We start from the raw sequence: 17,292 nt of genomic DNA, 5'->3' as shown, positions 1-17,292 counted from the left end.
CGGAGCGAACGAACTTACTTCTTCAGCTGGTCGCGCAACGCGGCGAGCTTGGCGAAGGGGGAATCTGGGTCGAAGCGCACCGGACGCTCCTCGCGAGGCTTCGGCTGGAACGCGGGCTTTCCACCAGGCGCGCCGCCCTTGCCGTCCGGCCTGCCGCCTTTCCAGTCGGGCCGGCTTTCGCGACGATCGGGGCGCTCGCCCTGCGGCTTGCCGTCGCGCCGTTCGCCTGGCTCGCCCTGGGGCTTGGGCTTGAACTTGCTGCGGTCGAAGCGCGGCTTGCCGGCGCCGTCGCCGTTGCGGCGTCCTTCACGGGCGGGCCGGTCGCCTGGAGCGCCGGCCTGCTGCCCGGCCTCTGCCGGCGCGTTGCTGCGGCCATCGCGCGCTGCTTGTCCGCTGCGCGGGCGATTGTCCCTGTCACGGGGCCGGTTGTCGTGGTGGCGGTGGCGTGGGCGCTGGTCGAAGCGGCCCTGCCGCCACAACAGGATGGGTTTTGGTTCCTCTGCCTCTTTCTCGGCCTCTGGAGCAGCCTCGCCGGTGGCGGCTTCCGCCGCCGCGGCAGGTTCGGCCGAGACTGCTGCCGTTGCGGGCGAGGCTTCGGAAGCCGGCTCCGCCGGTGCGACCTCAAGCACGGCGGTTTCGGGTGCTGCCTCTCGAGCTGCGGCTTCAGCTGCAGGCAGTCCCTCTACCGTGACCTCAGGCGGACTTTGCAGCTGAGCTTCTGCGACAGGTTCCGCTTCGGCAGCGGGTTCCGCGAGAGCCTCCGCCGTGGCTTCTGCCACTGCATCCGGCTCTGGACTGTCGGCCGGCGCCTCGGCGGCTGCGTCGGCAATCGCGGTTTCCGCTGCCTTGGCCTGCTCGGCTTGTGCCTCCGCCGCCTGCTTGGCCGCGGCGGCTTCGCGCGCGGCATTGTCCTGTGCCTCGAGCCGTGCCTTCACCTCGACAGCCGGCTTCGGCTCGGCCCGGTAGCCGAGGCCTTTCAGAATCTCTTCCATGTCGTCGGCCGTGGCGCCGAGAATCGACATCATCGGCGGCGTCACCATGAAGGACTGACCGTCATAGGCGCCGTCGGGGCGCTGGCCGAGGCCCGGCTTCCAGTTGGTTGCGGGCCGGATCAGGTCGGCCAGCCGTTCGAGGATGTCGACGCGCACCGCACGACGGCCGAGATTGCGGTAGCCGGCCAGCTTGTAGAAGGTCTTGTCGAAGGTGGGATCGATGACCACCGAGGTGCGGCCGGAGGCCAGCGCGTGAACCACGTCGCCAAAGCCAGGCTTGTCCTTGCCGTCGTTCTGCAGCGCCCACAACAACGTCACCAGTCCGGCCGGGGCCGGCTTGATCAGCGCCGGCACGAAGACGTGGTAGGCGCCGAAGCGCACGCCGAGCCGGCGCAGGGCGGCGCGGCCTTCCTGGTCGAGCGACTTCATCTCCTCGGCGATGTCGCGGCGGTTGATGAGGCCGAAATTCTCGACGAGCTGGAAGGCGATGCCGCGGCCGATGCCGGTTATCTGCTCGGCGTTCTTGAGGTCGACCAGCGGCTTCAGCAGCGACTCGATCTGGAAATTGACGAAGCGCTCGGCGCGCGCCGCGACCTTGTCGCGGGCGGGACCGGTGAGCTGCTCGTCGGCCAGCAGCACCAGGCGTGGCTTCAACGGCTCGTCGCCTGCGACCAGCGTGCCGATCGGCGCGCCGATCCAGCGCAGCGTGCCGTCGGAGCCGAGCGCGATGTCGCCATTGGCCGAGGCGCCGAAGCGTTCGGCCCGCGCCTCGAATTCGGCTGCAAGCGCCTTCTGGGCTGCTGTGCGCACCGCCTTGGCGTCCTCGCCGCCGGCGCTCTGGTCGGCGGTGAAGCGGAACCCCTGCAACTCGCCGACATGGTGGCCTTCGACGAGGACGGTTCCGGTTGGGCTGATTTCGGCTTCAGGCATGGTATTTTCTCTAAGGCGCCGCATGAGGACGGAAGTCCTGCGGTCTACGAAGCGTTTCGTCAACCGCTCATGCAGCGCATCCGACAATCTGTCTTCGATTTCGCGCGTCTTTTCCTGCCAGTGTGCCTGATCGGCCAGCCAGCCGGGCCGGTTGGAAACGAAAGTCCAGGTGCGGATCTGGGCGATCCGGTGCGACAGCGTGTCGATATCGCCCTCGGTGGTGTCGGCGCGGCGCACCTGCTCGGCCATGTAATTCTCATCGACATGGCCATGCCTGGCAAGGTCCATGTAGATCGAGGCGATCAGGTCGGCATGCTGAGCCGGGGCGATCTTCCTGTAATCGGGAAGGGCGCAGGCTTCCCACAACAGCGCGACGCGCCTGGCGTCGGTGGCAAGCGCCCGGATGTCCTCGTCGCGGGACAGATGTTCGAGCGCCTGCGCATCGACCGCCGGCAGCGCGCGCGTCAGGCCTTCAACCGGCGCGTTGGTCTCGATCGAGCGCTTCAGCGCGTCGAGGTTGGCGAAATCGAAACGCGCGGTGCGCCATTGCAGCACCTTCACCGGGTCGAAATCATGCGCCTCGATCTTCTTGACCAGTTCCTCGTCCAGTGGATCGACCTGGCCGGTGACGCCAAAAGTTCCGTCGCGCAAGTGGCGGCCGGCGCGGCCGGCGATCTGGCCGAGCTCGGCCGCCGTCAGGTTGCGATACTGGTAGCCATCGAACTTGCGGTTCTGGGCGAAGGCGACGTGATCGAGATCGAGGTTGAGGCCCATGCCGATCGCATCGGTGGCAATCAGATAATCGACATCACCCGACTGGAACAGCTCCACCTGCGCGTTGCGGGTGCGCGGCGATAGCGCGCCGAGCACGACTGCCGCACCGCCCTGCTGGCGGCGGATCAGTTCGGCGATGGCATAGACCTCGTCGGCGGAGAAGGCGACGATCGCCGTACGTCGCGGCAGGCGGGTCAGCTTCTTGGAGCCGGCATAGGCGAGATGCGACAGCCGTGGCCGCGTCACCACCGACACCCCCTTCAGCAGACGCTGGAGGATGCCGTGCATGGTCGCTGCGCCGAGCAGCAGCGTCTCCTGGCGGCCGCGCAGATGCAGGATGCGGTCGGTGAAGATGTGGCCGCGCTCGAGATCGCCGGCCAGCTGGACCTCGTCCACGGCGACGAAGGCGGCGTCGGTCTCGCGCGGCATGGCTTCCACGGTGCAGACCGAATATCTGGCGCCGTCGGGCTGGATCTTCTCCTCACCGGTGATGAGCGCCACCTTGTGAGCGCCGACCTTCTCGCAGACGCGTGAATAGACCTCGCGGGCGAGCAGCCTGAGCGGCAGGCCGATAATGCCGCTTTCATGCGCCACCATGCGCTCGATGGCGAGATGGGTCTTGCCGGTGTTGGTCGGCCCGAGCACAGCGGTCACGTCGCGGCCTGACAGGATCAGTGGCTCAGTGTGTTTCGGCTGGATGTTCATCGACCTGGAAATTAAGGCTCTCTGCCTCGCGTTGTCGGGAGCGCGCCCCGTGGTGGCGCGGGTGACAGCCGACACATAGGGATTTTGGGCGTGAAGCGAAAGCAGAATATTCCGATGGCAGCTCGAAGCCTTCCGTCGGCGTCGAAATGCCGTTCCGCCGTTCCGATTTAACAGTTGGAACGAGTCTGGAACGAATCGGCTACGAATCGCTGACTCGCGCAGATTCAGGGTTTGTTCACGGCTACATCTGGATTTCTCGCCTGCGAGTCTCACCACATGCTGAATCGCCGAACTGGCCCGTTTCATGCAGGGCTGACGTCGCCGTTAACCTTTGCCGCTGAACGATCGACGCAGGTCGGCCGGCGTCATCCAACATTTTGAAATAATTAATCTTTCCTAACGCGCCTTAACCATTTGGGGATGTTTTTCAGCCTTTGTCGTTTAACTCTGCGCTCAAAGCCGGAACGAAACGGCGACGAATCGGCGCCGGAGCATGTTTCCCGGTTTGTTCACCCCCATATGTAGTATCGTGAACAGGTATTCCACCTGTTATCCACAGGGGGGGAACAGGGTTTTGCACAGGCCGCACGGCCGCCGTTAACCTTTGCGTGCCGCTTCGGCACAAATCGGCGTCACGCCCATCGGTCGGCGCAGTCGCTGACCAGGCTGCCAGCAATGCAAAACGGCCTGGTTCAAGCCTCTCCCATGGCATAGCGCTGCCGCAGCGGGCTGCAACAGTCCCCGGCAACAGGCCGACGCCTCAGGTGACATGACGCCTCAGGTGATATACTGGCCGCCATTGGCTGATATGGTCGAGCCGGTGATGAAACCGGCATCGTCGGAAGCCAGGAAGACGACGCAGCGTGCGATCTCTTCCGGCTCGCCGAGGCGGCCGACCGGGATCTGCGGGATGACGCGCTCATTGAGCACCTTCTCGTCCATCGCCCTGACCATCTCGGTGGCGATGTAGCCGGGGCAGATGACATTGACGGTGATGCCGACCCGCGCCCCTTCCTGGGCGAGCGCCTTGGTGAAGCCGATATCGCCGGCCTTCGACGCCGAATAATTGACCTGGCCGGTCTGGCCTTTCTGGCCATTGATCGAGGAGATGGTGATGACGCGGCCGAACTTGCGGTCGCGCATGCCGACCCACAGCGGGTGCGTCATGTTGAATGCGCCGGAAAGATTGGTGTCGACGACCTCTTTCCATTGCTCGCGCGTCATCTTGTGGAACATGGCGTCGCGGGTGATGCCGGCATTGTTGACCAGAACGGAAACCGGGCCGAGATCGGCCTCGACCTGCTTGATGCCGGCGGCGCAGGCATCGTAGTCGGCGACCGACCATTTGTAGACCGGAATGCCGGTCATCACGTTGAATTTCTGCGCCGCTTCGTCATTGCCGGCGTAGTTCGCGGCGACCTGATAGCCGGCGTTTTTCAGGCCGATCGAAATCGCGGCGCCAATACCGCGCGACCCACCGGTGACGAGTGCTACCTTTGTCATAATATCCTCCCTTTTTCTCGATCGGCGGGCGGCGAAAGGGGAACGCTCTAACGGCGGAGCCTGTTCGCCACCGACTGTTTCACGGCTTGCTCGCTCCGTCCTCACGGCGCTTTGCAGATGACTTCACAGCGCTTCCACGCACATGGCGACCCCCATGCCGCCGCCGATGCACAGCGTGGCGAGACCTTTCCTGGCACTTCTGCGGCGCATCTCGTAAACTAGCGTGTTGAAGATGCGGGCGCCGGAGGCGCCGATGGGGTGGCCGATGGCGATGGCGCCGCCATTGACATTGACGATCGACGGATCCCAGCCCATGTCCTTGTTGACGGCGCAGGCCTGGGCGGCGAAGGCTTCGTTGGCCTCGACCAGGTCGAGATCGCCGACCGACCAGCCGGCCTTGGCCAGCGCCTTGCGCGAGGCGGGAATGGGCCCGGTGCCCATGATCTGCGGATCGACACCCGCGGTCGCCCAGGACACGATGCGCGCCAGCGGCGTGATGCCGCGCTTTGCGGCTTCGGCTTCGGTCATCAGCAGCACGGCGGCGGCGCCGTCATTGATGCCGGAGGCATTGGCGGCGGTCACCGTGCCGTCCTTGTCGAAGGCCGGTCTCAGCTTGGTCATGGCCTCCATCGTGGCGCCGTGGCGGATATATTCGTCCTGGTCGACAATGGTGTCGCCCTTCTTGCCCTTGACGGTGAAGGCCACGATCTCGTCCTTGAATTTGCCGGCCTTCTGCGCGGCCTCTGCCTTGTTCTGGGAGGCCAATGCGAGCTGGTCCTGGTCCTCGCGGGTAATCTGGAACTGGCGAGCGACGTTTTCGGCCGTGTTGCCCATGTGGTAGCCATTGAAGGCATCCCACAGCCCATCCTTGATCATGATGTCGATCATCTTGTAGTCGCCCATCTTGACGCCGGCACGCAGGTGTTGAGCGTGCGGGGCCAGCGACATCGATTCCTGCCCGCCGGCGACGATCACCTTGGCATCGCCTGTCGCGATCTGCTGCATACCGAGAGCAATAGCGCGCAGACCTGAGCCGCAAACCTGGTTGAGGCCCCAGGCGGTGGTTTCCTTTGGCAGGCCGGCTTCGATAGATGCCTGGCGGGCGGGGTTCTGGCCCTGAGCCGCGGTCAGCACCTGGCCGAGGATGACCTCGTCGACTTCCGCCGGCTCGACACCGGCACGGGACAGCAACTCCTTGATGACGACGGCACCAAGCTCATGCGCCGGCGTGGCGGCGAAGGCGCCGTTGAAGGAACCGACGGGCGTGCGCGCCGCACTGGCGACAACGATGGCAGCGGACATGTTCTTCTCCACACTTCGAGGTATCGAGGTTTTGGTATCGCAGTTTGTATCGTCAGGGCTTTTCTTGCCCTTTCAATGATCCAAGTCAAACCGGAAATGGGCATACCGGCCATGCGCCGCAAGCAGGTTGCGCATCGTGGTGGATACAGCCGGCCCATTGCTGCGCAGCATTTTTAGCCCGCCGTGCAGCATTAATTGATGCCGCACTGCACAAACCGCTTGGAATTGTGACGCTTTTGCGCATATCCTTGAAAAGGCGCAATCGTTACCGGCAGCTTACCTCAAGTGCGCCGGTGTCCCGGGAGGATGCTGATGGCCGCGAAAGACGAACCGATTATCATCAAGAAATATGCCAATCGCCGCCTCTACAACACCGGCACCAGCACCTATGTGACGCTCGAGGACCTTGCCGAAATGGTCAAGAAGGGCGTGGAGTTCACCGTCCAGGACGCCAAGACCGGCGACGACATCACCCATCCGGTGCTGACCCAGATCATCTTTGAACTGGAGAACAAGGAAGGGCAGAACATGCTGCCGATTCCGTTCCTGCGCCAGTTGATCGCTTTTTACGGCGACCAGATGCAGATGATCGTGCCGAGCTTCCTCGAACAGTCGATGATCGCCTTCTCAAAGGAGCAGGAACGCTTCCGCGAGCAGATGAAGGGTGCGTTGGGCAAGTCGCCGCTGGACATGATGAAGATCACCACGCCGATCAAGGCGCTGGAAGAGCAGACGCGCCGCAATATGGAAATGTTCCAGAACGCCATGCGCCTGTTCACGCCATTCCCACCCGCTGGCCCACCCGCAGGCTCGAATGGCACTTCCGCAGCGCCGGCGGAGCCGGCCAGGAAAGAGACGTCGGAAAAGCCCGACGACCTTCAGGAACTGAAGGAACAGATCGCCGCCATGCAGCGCAAGCTCGACACGATGTCGTGATCGCCGGCCAGACCAAGCCCGGCCGAAATCTCTCATCAGCAGGCCGTATCAGAAATCTCCGCTCGAATGAGGCTGAGTGCCGCCCGACCCGCGCTATTTCGTTGTCACCGTCACCAGAGCCGTAACGGGTTTGCCGTCGACGAGAATGGGCTTGTGATGATCATCGGCAAGTAGGACGCCGATCACATGCTTGCCGGCGGCATCCGGGCAATGGCCGAAACGAGCCTTGACAAGATCGCCGCCAAAGTCGCTGTTCATGCTGTTGTACGGCTTGCCGGGGATGTTGCAGGTATCTCCGGCGGGATCGATCTTCATATGCAAATGGCCGCATTGGCTGACGCCGTCGCATTCACCTGCTGGCAGAAGCGTGAAGTTGCTGCTGACGACGACGCCTATCGCCTTCTCTGGGTCATTGCCGAGTTCGATGACCGAACCGGCCGCCGGCCAGACGATTTGCAGGGTTGGCCGATCTTCGGCCTGGGCAGACCCGAGCGACAGTAAACAGAAAGCAAGGGCAGTCGTTGCGATGATGCGAAGCATGGTAACCTCCATTGATTTTGTAATCACTGATTACATATGAAACGCCTGGACGCAAGAAAATAATCAGTGATTACATATCGGCGTCGTGCTATTGGCAGGCATGACCAGCCCCACGGATTCCGGCGAAGCCGCCAACCCCAAGCGCTATCATCACGGAAATCTGGTCGAGGCCTTGATCGCTGCCACCGTAGAGATCATCGAAGAGCGCGGAGCAGAGCATGTCTCGGTGCGCGAGGCGGCAAAACGTGCCGGCGTTTCGCCCGGCGCGCCATTCCGGCATTTCCGCTCGAAATCAGCACTGCTGACCGCCGTCGCCGAACAGGCGATGAACCGGCTGGCCGAGGCCGTTGCCGATGCACAGTCCAAAGTCGGCAGCGCAGATCCCATTGTGGCCTTCGAAGCGATCGGGCAAGGCTATCTGGAGTGGGCGATCAACAATCCCACGCATTTCCAGATCATCAGTTCTCGGACGCTGATCGATTTCGACGCGTCGGACAGTCTTCGTGATCAGAATGAAGCCGTTCGCCGGAAAATGATCGCCCTGCTGACCCAAGCGCAACAACGAGGTCGGCTTGCCCCGGACACCGACTTCGATCATCTGGTGCTTGCCGCCCGCGCATTTGTCTACGGCCTGGCACGCATGGCGATTGATGGTCATTTCCCGGAGTGGCATCCGTCCGAGCCGCCATCGCTCGCTGTACGGAAAGCTCTGCGTCTTTTCATCAGCCAGATGACAAATCCCGAAACGCAATCTCACGAGCGCCCTGAAGTGGCTTCCGGGGATCGCTGACAAAACTGTCTTCGCACTGCAAAACCTGTCTTCGCATTGGTGTCAGGCGCACAGCTTCGAGTGAGGGTGTCCTCTTTCATGACAAAAATTTCATGTCATCGCCACTGAGTGCCGCTGTTTTTGCGCCACACGAGACATATATGCTGCACTGCAATATGGTCCGTTGGCGCCGTAATGAAGGATTTCGCCTTGCCCAGCAGAAAAACCGCCATCGTCACCGGTTCCACCTCGGGCATCGGCCTGGCAATCGCCCATGCGCTCGCGGCCGATGGCTGCAACATTGTCGTCAATTCCTTTTCAGACACGGCCGACGACCAGGCCGTCACCGATGCGATCGCCAAGCATCACGGCGTGAAGACTGTCTACATCAAGGCAGATATGTCGAAGCCGGCCGAATGCCGGGCGCTGGTCGCAAAGGCAGCCGAGAGCTTCGGCTCGGTCGACATCCTGGTCAACAATGCCGGCATCCAGCATGTCGCGCCGGTGGAAGAATTTCCCGTCGAGAAGTGGGACGCCATCATCGCCATCAATTTGTCGTCGGCCTTTCACACCATCGCCGCCGCCATCCCGCTGATGAGAGAAGCCGGCGGCGGCAGGATCGTCAACATCGCCTCGGCCCATGGGCTGGTCGCCTCGCCGTTCAAATCGGCCTATGTCGCGGCCAAGCACGGCATCATGGGACTGACCAAGACGGTCGCTTTGGAACTGGCGCGCGACAAGATCACCTGCAACGCCATCTGTCCCGGCTATGTGCTGACGCCGCTGGTCGAGGCGCAGATCCCCGACCAGATGAAGGCGAACAAGATGGACCGCGACACGGTGGTCCGCGAGGTCATGCTCGACAGACAGCCGACCAAGGAATTCGTCACGGTCGAGCAAGTTGCCGCTGCCGCGGTGTTCCTGTGCTCGGATGCGGCAGCGCAGATCAACGGCACGCAAATCTCGGTCGACGGCGGCTGGACCGCGCAGTGATCCATCCAATGGCTCTCTACAGATCAAGGACAACGCCATGACGACAAACGGCAAGGCGGAGGAGCCCAAGAAGATCAACGTCGCGCTGCAGGGCGGCGGTTCGCACGGCGCCTTTTCCTGGGGCGTGCTCGACCAGCTGCTGGAGGACCGACGGCTCGACATCGCGGCGGTTTCGGGCACCAGCGCCGGCGCCATGAACGCGGTGGCGCTGGCCGACGGCTTCGTCCGCGGCGGCGTCGAGGGCGCGCGGCAGAAGCTCGACGATTTCTGGCGCGCGGTGGCGCGGAAGGGCCGGTTCAGCCCGGTGCAGCGCATGCCGTGGGACGTCGCCTGGGGCAACTGGTCGATCGAGAACACGCCGGGCTATCTCTTTTTCGACACCATGTCGCGGGTGTTTTCGCCCTATGTCGCCAACCCGCTCGGCCTCAACCCGCTGCGCGACGTGATCGAACAGGAGATCGATTTCGGCAATGTGCGCGCCTGCAAATCGATGGAGCTGTTCATCTCCGCGACCAATGTCGAGACCGGGCAGTTACGCGTCTTTTCCGATGGCGAGATCGATCTCGACACGGTGATGGCGTCGGCTTGCCTGCCGCAGCTGTTCCGCGCCGTCGAGATCAAGGGCGTGCCCTACTGGGATGGCGGCTATGGCGGCAATCCGGCGCTGTTCCCGTTCTTCAAGACGACTGCCGCCGAGGACGTGCTTTTGGTGCAGATCAATCCGGTGGTCCGCGAGGGGACGCCGAAGAGCGCCAACGAAATCCAGAATCGCATCGACGAGATCACCTTCAACGCCGGACTCTTGCGCGAATTCCGCTCGATCGCCTTCATCAAGGAGCTGATTGCCGCCGGCCGGCTGCCGCATGGCGAATACCGCGACATCCGCATGCACCGCATCGATGCCGACGAGGCATTCAAGGACCTGTCGGCATCGTCCAAGGTCAATGCCGAATGGGCCTTCCTGACCTATATGCGCGACCTTGGCCGCACCGCCGCCAGCGACTGGCTGGAAGAGAATTACGACGCCGTCGGCAAGCGCCCGACGCTTGACCTCTCAGGCGAGCTCGACGACGGCTTCAAGCCGATGCGTGGACCGGCACCGGGGCGGCGGGTCAAGGAGTTCCTTGCAGCACGCAAGAAGCCCGAGGCAGCGCGTCGCCGAGCCTGAGGCGTTTTGTTTGTCAGTTTTTTTGCAAGGCTAGATCGATCACCTTGATCAGCGCGGCCGCAGCCCGCCGCTGCTCGTCCGGATCGCTGATGCGCATCTTCATGCCTTCCAGCCCGTCGAGCAGCATGTCGGCCAGCAATTTTGCCGACAAGCCCTTGGCGGTGAGATCGACGCCATTGCGTCCGGCTTCGCTCTGGATCGCTACGGCGATATGCTCGGCAAACCGGCTGCGCCAGCAGCCGATCAGGTCGGCGAGACTCGACTTCATGTCAAGCAGTTCCGCGCCATGCTGCGAGCCGTGGACGGTGCGCGTCATCGAGATCAGCGCTTCGTCGATGGCCCGCATCGTGCGCCCGGCAAATGGTTCTTCGCCGGCGAGTGCCGTTTTCGCCTGCTCGAGCGAGCGGGAGAGCAGCATCAAGGCAATAGCGCGATAAATATCGGTCTTGTTCTTGAACTGGAGATAAAGCGCCGGCCGCGACATGTCGGCGGCACGCGCGATGTCGTCCATGGTGGTGCGGGCGAAACCATAGGCCAGAAACACCTTCATCGCGCTGTCCAGAATGCGGGCGCGCTTGGGGTCGGTGGCGATGTCCTCGATCTCGATCATGGCGCGACTTTATCCTGCAAAAGCTCTATTGACAAAATGACGTAATTTGTCAAGATGTATCAGGGCGAATGGCCGACCGGCCTGCCCGGGCTGTGGACGACAACAAAGGGTATCCCCATGCGCCTCACCGTCGACGGGCAAGCATTCGACGTCAATGCCGATCCCGAAATGCCGCTGCTGTGGGCGCTGCGCGATCTCGTGGGCAAGACCGGGCCGAAGTTTGGCTGCGGCATCGCCGCCTGCGGCGCCTGCACGGTGCATGTCGACGGCCAGCCGGTGCGCTCCTGTTCATTGCCTGTCGGTGAGGTCACCGGCGCGGTCACCACGATCGAAGGCATCCGCACCGAAGGCGGACTGCATCCGGTACAGCAGGCATGGCTGGAAGAGCAGGTCGCCCAGTGCGGCTACTGCCAGGCCGGCCAGATCATGAGCGCGGTGGCGCTGCTCGACCAGGTTGCCGAGCCGACCGATGCCGATATCGACGATGCCATGGGCGGCAATCTCTGCCGCTGCGGCACCTACCCGAAGATCCGTGCGGCGATCAGACGAGCGGTCGTCCTCAAGACGGCGGGAATCTGACCATGGCCAGTGTCGGAAAGATCGCCCGCCGCACGTTTCTCATCGGCACCGCTGCCATCGCGGGCGGCGTCGCCGTCGGCTATTACTACTATCGCAAGCCTTTTCCGAATCCGCTGGAAGGCGACCTCGCGGCTGATGAAGCGACCTTCAACCCCTATGTGAAAATCGGCGCCGACAACACCATCACCATCGTCGCGCCGCGCGCCGAGATGGGCCAAGGCATCTCGACGACGCTTGCTGCCATGGTTGCCGAAGAGCTCGATGTCGGGCTCGACCAGATCAAGGTCGAGCACGGCCCGGCCTCCTACGCCTATTTCAATGCGGCGATCCTGGAAGAGGGCGGTCCGTTCGCCTTCTTCGATGAAAGCATGTCCGCGGAAATAGTGCGCGCCGGCATGGGCGTGGCCGGAAAATTCCTCGCTCTGCAAGGCACCGGCGGTTCGACATCGACGCTCGATGGTTTCGGCAAGATGCGGCAGGCAGGCGCCGCCGCGCGGCAGATGCTGATTGCAGCGGCCGCGCAAAAGCTCGGTATAGCTGCCGCCGATCTGGAAACGGCCAACGGCTCGATCCTGCACAAGGCATCGGGCAAGTCGCTGACCTATGGCGCGGTCGCTGCGACCGCTGCGACGATGGCGCCGCCCGCGGAAATCAGGCTCAAAGACAAAGCCGGCTGGAAACTGCTCGGCAAACCGCAAAAACGCATCGACATGCTGGCCAAGGTCACCGGGGCGCCGATCTTCGGCATCGACGTGACGCTGCCGGAGATGCTGTACGGCACGGTCAAGATGAGCCCGCGCTTCTGGGCCAAGCCGGTCAAGGCGGATTTTTCGAACGCCGAGAAAATGCCTGGGGTGATCAAGATCGTGCCGATCGACACGAATTACGGCCACGGCTTCGGCATCATCGCCGAAAACACCTGGGCGGCGTTCAAGGCGGCGGAGGCGATCGACGCCGAATGGGCCGATCCCGAATATCCGCTGGACAGCGCCGGCATTTCCGAGGTGCTGAAGCAGGCGCTCGGCACAAAAGGGTCGGTGATGCGCGACGATGGCGATGTCGATACCGCCTTCGCCGACGCGCCGCGCGAAAGGATCGTCGAGGCCGACTATGGCGTGCCTTATCTGGCACATGCGACGATGGAGCCGATGAACGCCACGGCGCGGCTGAAGGACGGCGTCCTCGACATCTGGTGCGGCAACCAGGCGCCGACCTTGGTGCGGCAGCTTTGCGCCAATGCTGTCGGCATTGAGCAGGACAAGGTCAGCGTCCACACCGCCTTCATGGGCGGCGGCTTCGGCCGACGTATCGAGGTGGATTATGCGCTCTGTGCCGCGCTGATGGCGAAAGAAACGGCAGGCCGGCCAATCAAGGTGATTTGGACGCGCGAGGAGGATATGCGCCACGACGCCTACCGGCCGGCTTCGGTCGGCAGATTCCAGGCGCGGCTTGGCAACGACGGCATACCGGTCGCCGTCGACATGACAATCGCCTCGCCATCGGTGATAGCCAGCACCTTGCGCCGGCTGTTTCCCTCGATCCCGCCGCTTGGCCCCGACAAGTCCATTGTCGATGGGGCCTACGACCAGCCCTACACCATCCCGCATTACCGGGTCAGCGGCATTGCTGCGCCCGCCTCCATCCCGGTCGGCTTCTGGCGATCGGTCGGCTGCTCGATCAACGGCTTCTTTCATGAGGGCTTCATGGACGAGATCGCCACCGCCGGGAAAACCGATCCGGTCGCGCTGCGCAAGACGCTGATGGCTGCCTATCCGGCAGCGGTGAAGGTGGTCGAGAAGGTCGCCGAGATGGCGAAATGGGGCGAGGCGCTGCCCGCCGGCAAGGCCAAGGGCATGGCGTTCACGCTGTCGTTCGGCAGTTGGGTCGGCGAGATCGTTCAGGTTGCCGACACGCCGTCCGGAATCCGCATCGAGAAGGTGTGGATCGCCGCCGATGTCGGCACCGCGCTCGATCCTTATATCATCGAGGCGCAGCTCATCTCCGCCGCCATCTTCGGCCTGTCGGCGGCGATGGGCCAGGAGATTACTTTCGCCGACGGCATGGTCGAGCAGTCGAATTTTCACGATTACGACGCCATGCGCATCTCCCAGTGTCCTGCGTTCGAAGTCGCCATCCTGGAGAATTTTCACAAGATGGGCGGTGTTGGCGAAGTCGGCACACCGCCGGCGGCACCGGCACTGGCCAACGCCATCTTCGCACTGACCGGCAAGCGCATCCGGACACTGCCCTTGTCAAAGGAGGTGACCTTTGCATGAAATATTCCCATCATGCTGACAGTTGCTGCCATGCTGTTTTGCTGGCGCCTTTACCAAAGGCACTGGCAAGCCGCGTACGGCACCGATGACGGTCGATTGCAGCCAAGGGTTTGCCCGAGGGACGCGTTCTGGCGGTTACTTTCGCATGCGCACTGCGCCGAATGCGATGTTCGCAGACGAACGGCTGCGCTGGTCCGGCGCGCCTCATGGCGGCGGCCGCATCCTGCCCAGCGAAGTATTACCCATCAACATTTCTGACTATATTGCGGTGCAACTTTGATGTAGAAGCTCGTTCGCCGATCACGGCAAGTTGAACACGGCCTTGCGCGCACCCATATCGGCGACGCGCCCGAGTTACAAGACGCGGCCTGGCCGAATCCCGCGCACTGGAAAAATGACGATGCCGAAGTACAGGTTTCACAAGCTTGCAGCCATTGTTGTGCTTGTCGGGTTCGCTGCCTGGATGGCGACGGGCGAGTTCTCGTCCGTCGGCAGCGCGGCCGCCGACAAACCCAAAGCGGGGGAGGTCGAGCAGCCAAAGGCGCCTGACGCCGGCAAGGCCAAGCCCGCTGAGGCAGAGCAGCCCAAGGCGCCGTTGCGCACCGTCGCGATCTTAACCCCGCCCAGGCGTACCTATGCGCGCGCCATCCGCATTTCCGGACTGACCGAAGCCGACAAGCGCGCGGTGCTGGCGACCCGGGTCGACGGCATCATCGACAAGCTGCCGGTCAAGCAAGGACAGCACGTCAAGACGGGCGACCTCGTGCTGATGCTTGCCACCGAGGAAAAGCTTTCGGCGCTCAGCAACGCCAAGCAGCTTGTCGCGCAGCGTCAGGCCGAACTCGATGCGGCCTCGCGGCTGGCGAAAACCGGCAATCTGCCCAAGCTGCAGCTCGACAACGCTCGCTCCACCCTGACCTTAGCGCAGTCGATGCTGGAAGCGATGCAAGCCCAGCTTGATCGCAATGAGGTGAGGGCTCCGTTCGACGGCGTCATCGACCGGGTGCCGGTGGAGCTTGGCAGTTCCGTGATGCAGGGCGGCGAGGTGGCAACCATTCTGAGCCTCGACCCTGTGATCGCCCGCGGCGAGGTCAGCGAGCGTGATCTCGGCTATCTGAAGATCGGCGACAAGGCGAAGGTACGGTTGGTCAGCGGCCAGAATGTCGAGGGCACCGTGCGCTATATCAGCCGCGACGCCTCGTCCGCCACCCGCACCTTCCGGGTCGAGATCGCAATCCCCAACCCCGAGGGCACCATTCCGGCCGGGATGACCGCCGAGATCGCGCTGAGCGCGCAGCCGACCGACGCAGTCATGCTGCCGCGCTCCGTGGTGACGCTGGGCGACAAGGGCGATCTCGGCATCCGCGCCGTCGACAAGGATAACAAGGTCGTGTTCTTCCCGATCGATCTGGTCGACGATACGCCAACCGGCCTGGTGCTCGGCGGCATCCCTGCCGATGCGCGCATCATCGTCGCCGGCCAGGAACTGGTGAAGGAAGGCGAAGTGGTCAAGCCGGTCGAGGCCGACCAGGCGACCATTCAGAAGCTGCTGGGCGAAGCGACGGCCGGGACGCAGTAATCATGGATATCGTCAAACTCGCAATCAGCAATGCCAGGCTGACCATTTCGGTGCTGGTGTTCCTCATCCTTGCCGGTGCGGTCGCCTATCAGTCGACACCGAAGGAAGCGGAACCCGACGTTCCGATTCCGATGATGTATGTCAGCCTGATCTATCAGGGCATCTCGCCCGAGGATTCGGAACGCCTTCTGCTGCGGCCGATGGAAGCCAAGCTGAAGAGCCTCAAGGGGCTCAAGGAGATGCGTTCGGCCGCCTTCCAGGGCGGCGGTTATGTGCTGGTCGAATTCCACCCGCAGACGGATCTGGCGACGGCGCTGCAGGACACGCGCAGCAAGGTCCAGGACGGCAAGGCCGACCTGCCGCAGGCAGCCGAGGAGCCTGTGGTCTCCGAGGTCAACGTCTCCGAGTTCCCCGTCCTTGTCGTGACGCTGTCGGGCGAGGTGCCCGAGCGCGTTCTGACGACGGCTGCGCGCGAGTTGCGCGACCGCATCGAGGAAGTGCCTGGCGTGCTGGAAGGCTCGCTGCAGGGCGCCCGCGACGATCTCGTCGAAGTCGTCATCGATCCGATGAAACTGTCTTCCTACGGGCTGCAGCTCGAGCAGCTGATCGGTGCGGTCGGCGATTCCAACAGTCTTGTCGCCGCCGGCAACATTGAAGGGTCCGAGGGCAAATACGCCGTCAAGGTGCCGTCGCTGATCGAAACGCCACAGGACGTGGCGGCGCTTCCGATCGTCGCCGGCCCCAATGCCGTGGTGCAGGCCCAGGATATCGCCACCGTCCGCTCCACCTTCAAGGACGCCGAGACGGTGACCCGTCTCGACGGCAAGCCGGCGATCGCCATCGAGGTGAAGAAGCGCATCGGCTCCAACCTGATCGACACGATCGCCCAGGTGAGGGCCGTGTCCGATGCCTTCATAAAGACCATGCCGGAAGGCATGCACGTCACCTACACGCAGGACAAATCGGTCTTCGTCAACCAGTTGCTCGGCGATCTGCAGAACCACGTCATGATCGCCGTGATCCTGGTGTTCATCGTCATTCTCTACGCGCTGTCGGGCCGCGCCTCGCTGCTGATCGGCCTCGCCATTCCATCGTCCTTCCTGATCGGCATCCTGCTGTTGGCCATGATGGGCTACACGATCAACATGATCGTGCTGTTCAGCCTCATCCTGGCGGTCGGCATGCTGGTCGACGACGCCATCATCGTCACCGAATTCGCCGAGCGGCGGATGAGCGAAGGCATGCCTAAGGCAGAGGCGTTCGCGCTTGCCGCCAAGCGCATGGCCGGTCCGGTCATCGCCGCGACGATGACGCGCATCGCCGCCTTTTCGCCGCTGCTGTTCTGGCCGGGCATCATCGGCGACTTCATGAAATACATGCCGATCACGCTGATCGTCACGCTCTCGGCCTCGATGCTCTATGCACTGGTCTTTGCACCGGCGCTTGGCGCCTTGTTCGCCAAGGCGCCGCCGCATCACGAGAGCGACAACCGCGACGGCTGGTACATGGCAGTGGTCAAGCAGGCGGTGCGCTTTCCCATCACCGTGCTTCTGCTCACCGTCGGCCTCTTGTTCGGTGTCGGCTTTGCCTATTCGAAATACGGCGCCGGCGTCGAGTTCTTCCCGAATGTCGAGCC

At 63.2% G+C, this 17,292-nt stretch carries 14 protein-coding genes; 9 read left to right on the top strand and 5 right to left on the bottom strand.

The window, feature by feature from the left end; all coding sequences use genetic code 11:
- Window positions 1-14: 14 nt before the first annotated feature.
- The 3 genes from AC0L2Z_RS14910 to AC0L2Z_RS14900 all read right to left on the bottom strand — a co-directional run bounded on the left by AC0L2Z_RS14910 (window position 15) and on the right by AC0L2Z_RS14900 (window position 6,206).
- Complete coding sequence (locus AC0L2Z_RS14910; protein WP_473628518.1) at window positions 15-3,401, bottom strand: helicase-related protein; 3,387 nt, start codon at window positions 3,399-3,401, stop codon at window positions 15-17.
- Between the two features lie 777 nt (window positions 3,402-4,178).
- The gene (gene phbB, locus AC0L2Z_RS14905) at window positions 4,179-4,904 is read right to left on the bottom strand and encodes an acetoacetyl-CoA reductase (RefSeq protein WP_128176216.1); all 726 of its coding nucleotides are present in this window, start codon (window positions 4,902-4,904) and stop codon (window positions 4,179-4,181) included.
- A 123-nt stretch (window positions 4,905-5,027) separates the two neighbouring features.
- On the bottom strand, window positions 5,028-6,206 hold the full coding sequence (locus tag AC0L2Z_RS14900; RefSeq protein WP_023797006.1) for an acetyl-CoA C-acetyltransferase: 1,179 nt from the start codon (window positions 6,204-6,206) through the stop codon (window positions 5,028-5,030).
- A gap of 312 nt (window positions 6,207-6,518) precedes the next feature.
- Between AC0L2Z_RS14900 and phaR the strand changes: the two genes are divergently transcribed.
- Window positions 6,519-7,142 carry a polyhydroxyalkanoate synthesis repressor PhaR gene (gene phaR / locus AC0L2Z_RS14895; RefSeq protein ID WP_023797007.1) on the top strand — a complete coding sequence of 208 codons (624 nt, stop codon included), beginning with the start codon at window positions 6,519-6,521 and terminating at the stop codon, window positions 7,140-7,142.
- A gap of 93 nt (window positions 7,143-7,235) precedes the next feature.
- On the opposite strand, the gene AC0L2Z_RS14890 is transcribed toward phaR, so the two are convergent.
- A complete protein-coding gene (locus AC0L2Z_RS14890) occupies window positions 7,236-7,682 on the bottom strand; it encodes a hypothetical protein (RefSeq protein ID WP_031254057.1) in 447 nt (148 codons plus the stop codon).
- Between the two features lie 100 nt (window positions 7,683-7,782).
- Here AC0L2Z_RS14890 and AC0L2Z_RS14885 point away from each other — a divergent pair, with 100 nt between their 5' ends.
- The 3 genes from AC0L2Z_RS14885 to AC0L2Z_RS14875 all read left to right on the top strand — a co-directional run bounded on the left by AC0L2Z_RS14885 (window position 7,783) and on the right by AC0L2Z_RS14875 (window position 10,612).
- Window positions 7,783-8,472: a TetR/AcrR family transcriptional regulator gene (locus AC0L2Z_RS14885; protein ID WP_473628620.1), complete on the top strand. Its 690-nt coding sequence runs from the start codon at window positions 7,783-7,785 to the stop codon at window positions 8,470-8,472.
- Window positions 8,473-8,661: 189 nt separating this feature from the next.
- Window positions 8,662-9,444, top strand: coding sequence for a 3-hydroxybutyrate dehydrogenase (locus AC0L2Z_RS14880; protein ID WP_128182015.1), 783 nt, complete (start codon window positions 8,662-8,664; stop codon window positions 9,442-9,444).
- Window positions 9,445-9,481: 37 nt separating this feature from the next.
- Entirely contained in the window at window positions 9,482-10,612 is a 1,131-nt protein-coding gene (locus tag AC0L2Z_RS14875; RefSeq protein ID WP_473628515.1) for a patatin-like phospholipase family protein, read from the top strand.
- A gap of 13 nt (window positions 10,613-10,625) precedes the next feature.
- Here AC0L2Z_RS14875 and AC0L2Z_RS14870 read toward each other — a convergent pair whose 3' ends face one another.
- Complete coding sequence (locus AC0L2Z_RS14870) at window positions 10,626-11,222, bottom strand: TetR/AcrR family transcriptional regulator (protein WP_473628513.1); 597 nt, start codon at window positions 11,220-11,222, stop codon at window positions 10,626-10,628.
- A 117-nt stretch (window positions 11,223-11,339) separates the two neighbouring features.
- Here AC0L2Z_RS14870 and AC0L2Z_RS14865 point away from each other — a divergent pair, with 117 nt between their 5' ends.
- The 5 genes from AC0L2Z_RS14865 to AC0L2Z_RS14845 form a co-directional block, all read left to right on the top strand.
- Window positions 11,340-11,801 carry a (2Fe-2S)-binding protein gene (locus tag AC0L2Z_RS14865; RefSeq protein ID WP_473628511.1) on the top strand — a complete coding sequence of 154 codons (462 nt, stop codon included), beginning with the start codon at window positions 11,340-11,342 and terminating at the stop codon, window positions 11,799-11,801.
- A gap of 2 nt (window positions 11,802-11,803) precedes the next feature.
- Complete coding sequence (locus AC0L2Z_RS14860; protein WP_473628510.1) at window positions 11,804-14,077, top strand: xanthine dehydrogenase family protein molybdopterin-binding subunit; 2,274 nt, start codon at window positions 11,804-11,806, stop codon at window positions 14,075-14,077.
- A 145-nt stretch (window positions 14,078-14,222) separates the two neighbouring features.
- Window positions 14,223-14,357, top strand: a complete 135-nt coding sequence (locus tag AC0L2Z_RS14855; protein ID WP_473628509.1) for a hypothetical protein — start codon at window positions 14,223-14,225, stop codon at window positions 14,355-14,357.
- A 120-nt stretch (window positions 14,358-14,477) separates the two neighbouring features.
- Window positions 14,478-15,656: an efflux RND transporter periplasmic adaptor subunit gene (locus AC0L2Z_RS14850; protein WP_023797016.1), complete on the top strand. Its 1,179-nt coding sequence runs from the start codon at window positions 14,478-14,480 to the stop codon at window positions 15,654-15,656.
- A 2-nt stretch (window positions 15,657-15,658) separates the two neighbouring features.
- A partial coding sequence (locus tag AC0L2Z_RS14845; protein WP_473628507.1) for an efflux RND transporter permease subunit occupies window positions 15,659-17,292 on the top strand: 1,634 nt, incomplete at its 3' end.

The sequence above is a fragment of the Mesorhizobium sp. WSM4850 genome (genome assembly GCF_055811735.1).
This window is presented reverse-complemented; position numbering and strand designations above follow the sequence as displayed.

Bases quoted from the DNA above. Each gene is read 5' to 3' on its own strand.
- AC0L2Z_RS14900 (WP_023797006.1), bottom strand. From the start codon at position 6,206: ATGTCCGCTGCCATCGTTGTCGCCAGTGCGGCGCGCACGCCCGTCGGT.
- AC0L2Z_RS14890 (WP_031254057.1), bottom strand. From the start codon at position 7,682: ATGCTTCGCATCATCGCAACGACTGCCCTTGCTTTCTGTTTACTGTCG.
- phbB (WP_128176216.1), bottom strand. From the start codon at position 4,904: ATGACAAAGGTAGCACTCGTCACCGGTGGGTCGCGCGGTATTGGCGCC.
- AC0L2Z_RS14850 (WP_023797016.1), top strand. From the start codon at position 14,478: ATGCCGAAGTACAGGTTTCACAAGCTTGCAGCCATTGTTGTGCTTGTC.
- AC0L2Z_RS14865 (WP_473628511.1), top strand. From the start codon at position 11,340: ATGCGCCTCACCGTCGACGGGCAAGCATTCGACGTCAATGCCGATCCC.
- AC0L2Z_RS14885 (WP_473628620.1), top strand. From the start codon at position 7,783: ATGACCAGCCCCACGGATTCCGGCGAAGCCGCCAACCCCAAGCGCTAT.
- phaR (WP_023797007.1), top strand. From the start codon at position 6,519: ATGGCCGCGAAAGACGAACCGATTATCATCAAGAAATATGCCAATCGC.
- AC0L2Z_RS14910 (WP_473628518.1), bottom strand. From the start codon at position 3,401: ATGAACATCCAGCCGAAACACACTGAGCCACTGATCCTGTCAGGCCGC.
- AC0L2Z_RS14875 (WP_473628515.1), top strand. From the start codon at position 9,482: ATGACGACAAACGGCAAGGCGGAGGAGCCCAAGAAGATCAACGTCGCG.
- AC0L2Z_RS14870 (WP_473628513.1), bottom strand. From the start codon at position 11,222: ATGATCGAGATCGAGGACATCGCCACCGACCCCAAGCGCGCCCGCATT.
- AC0L2Z_RS14855 (WP_473628509.1), top strand. From the start codon at position 14,223: ATGCGCACTGCGCCGAATGCGATGTTCGCAGACGAACGGCTGCGCTGG.
- AC0L2Z_RS14860 (WP_473628510.1), top strand. From the start codon at position 11,804: ATGGCCAGTGTCGGAAAGATCGCCCGCCGCACGTTTCTCATCGGCACC.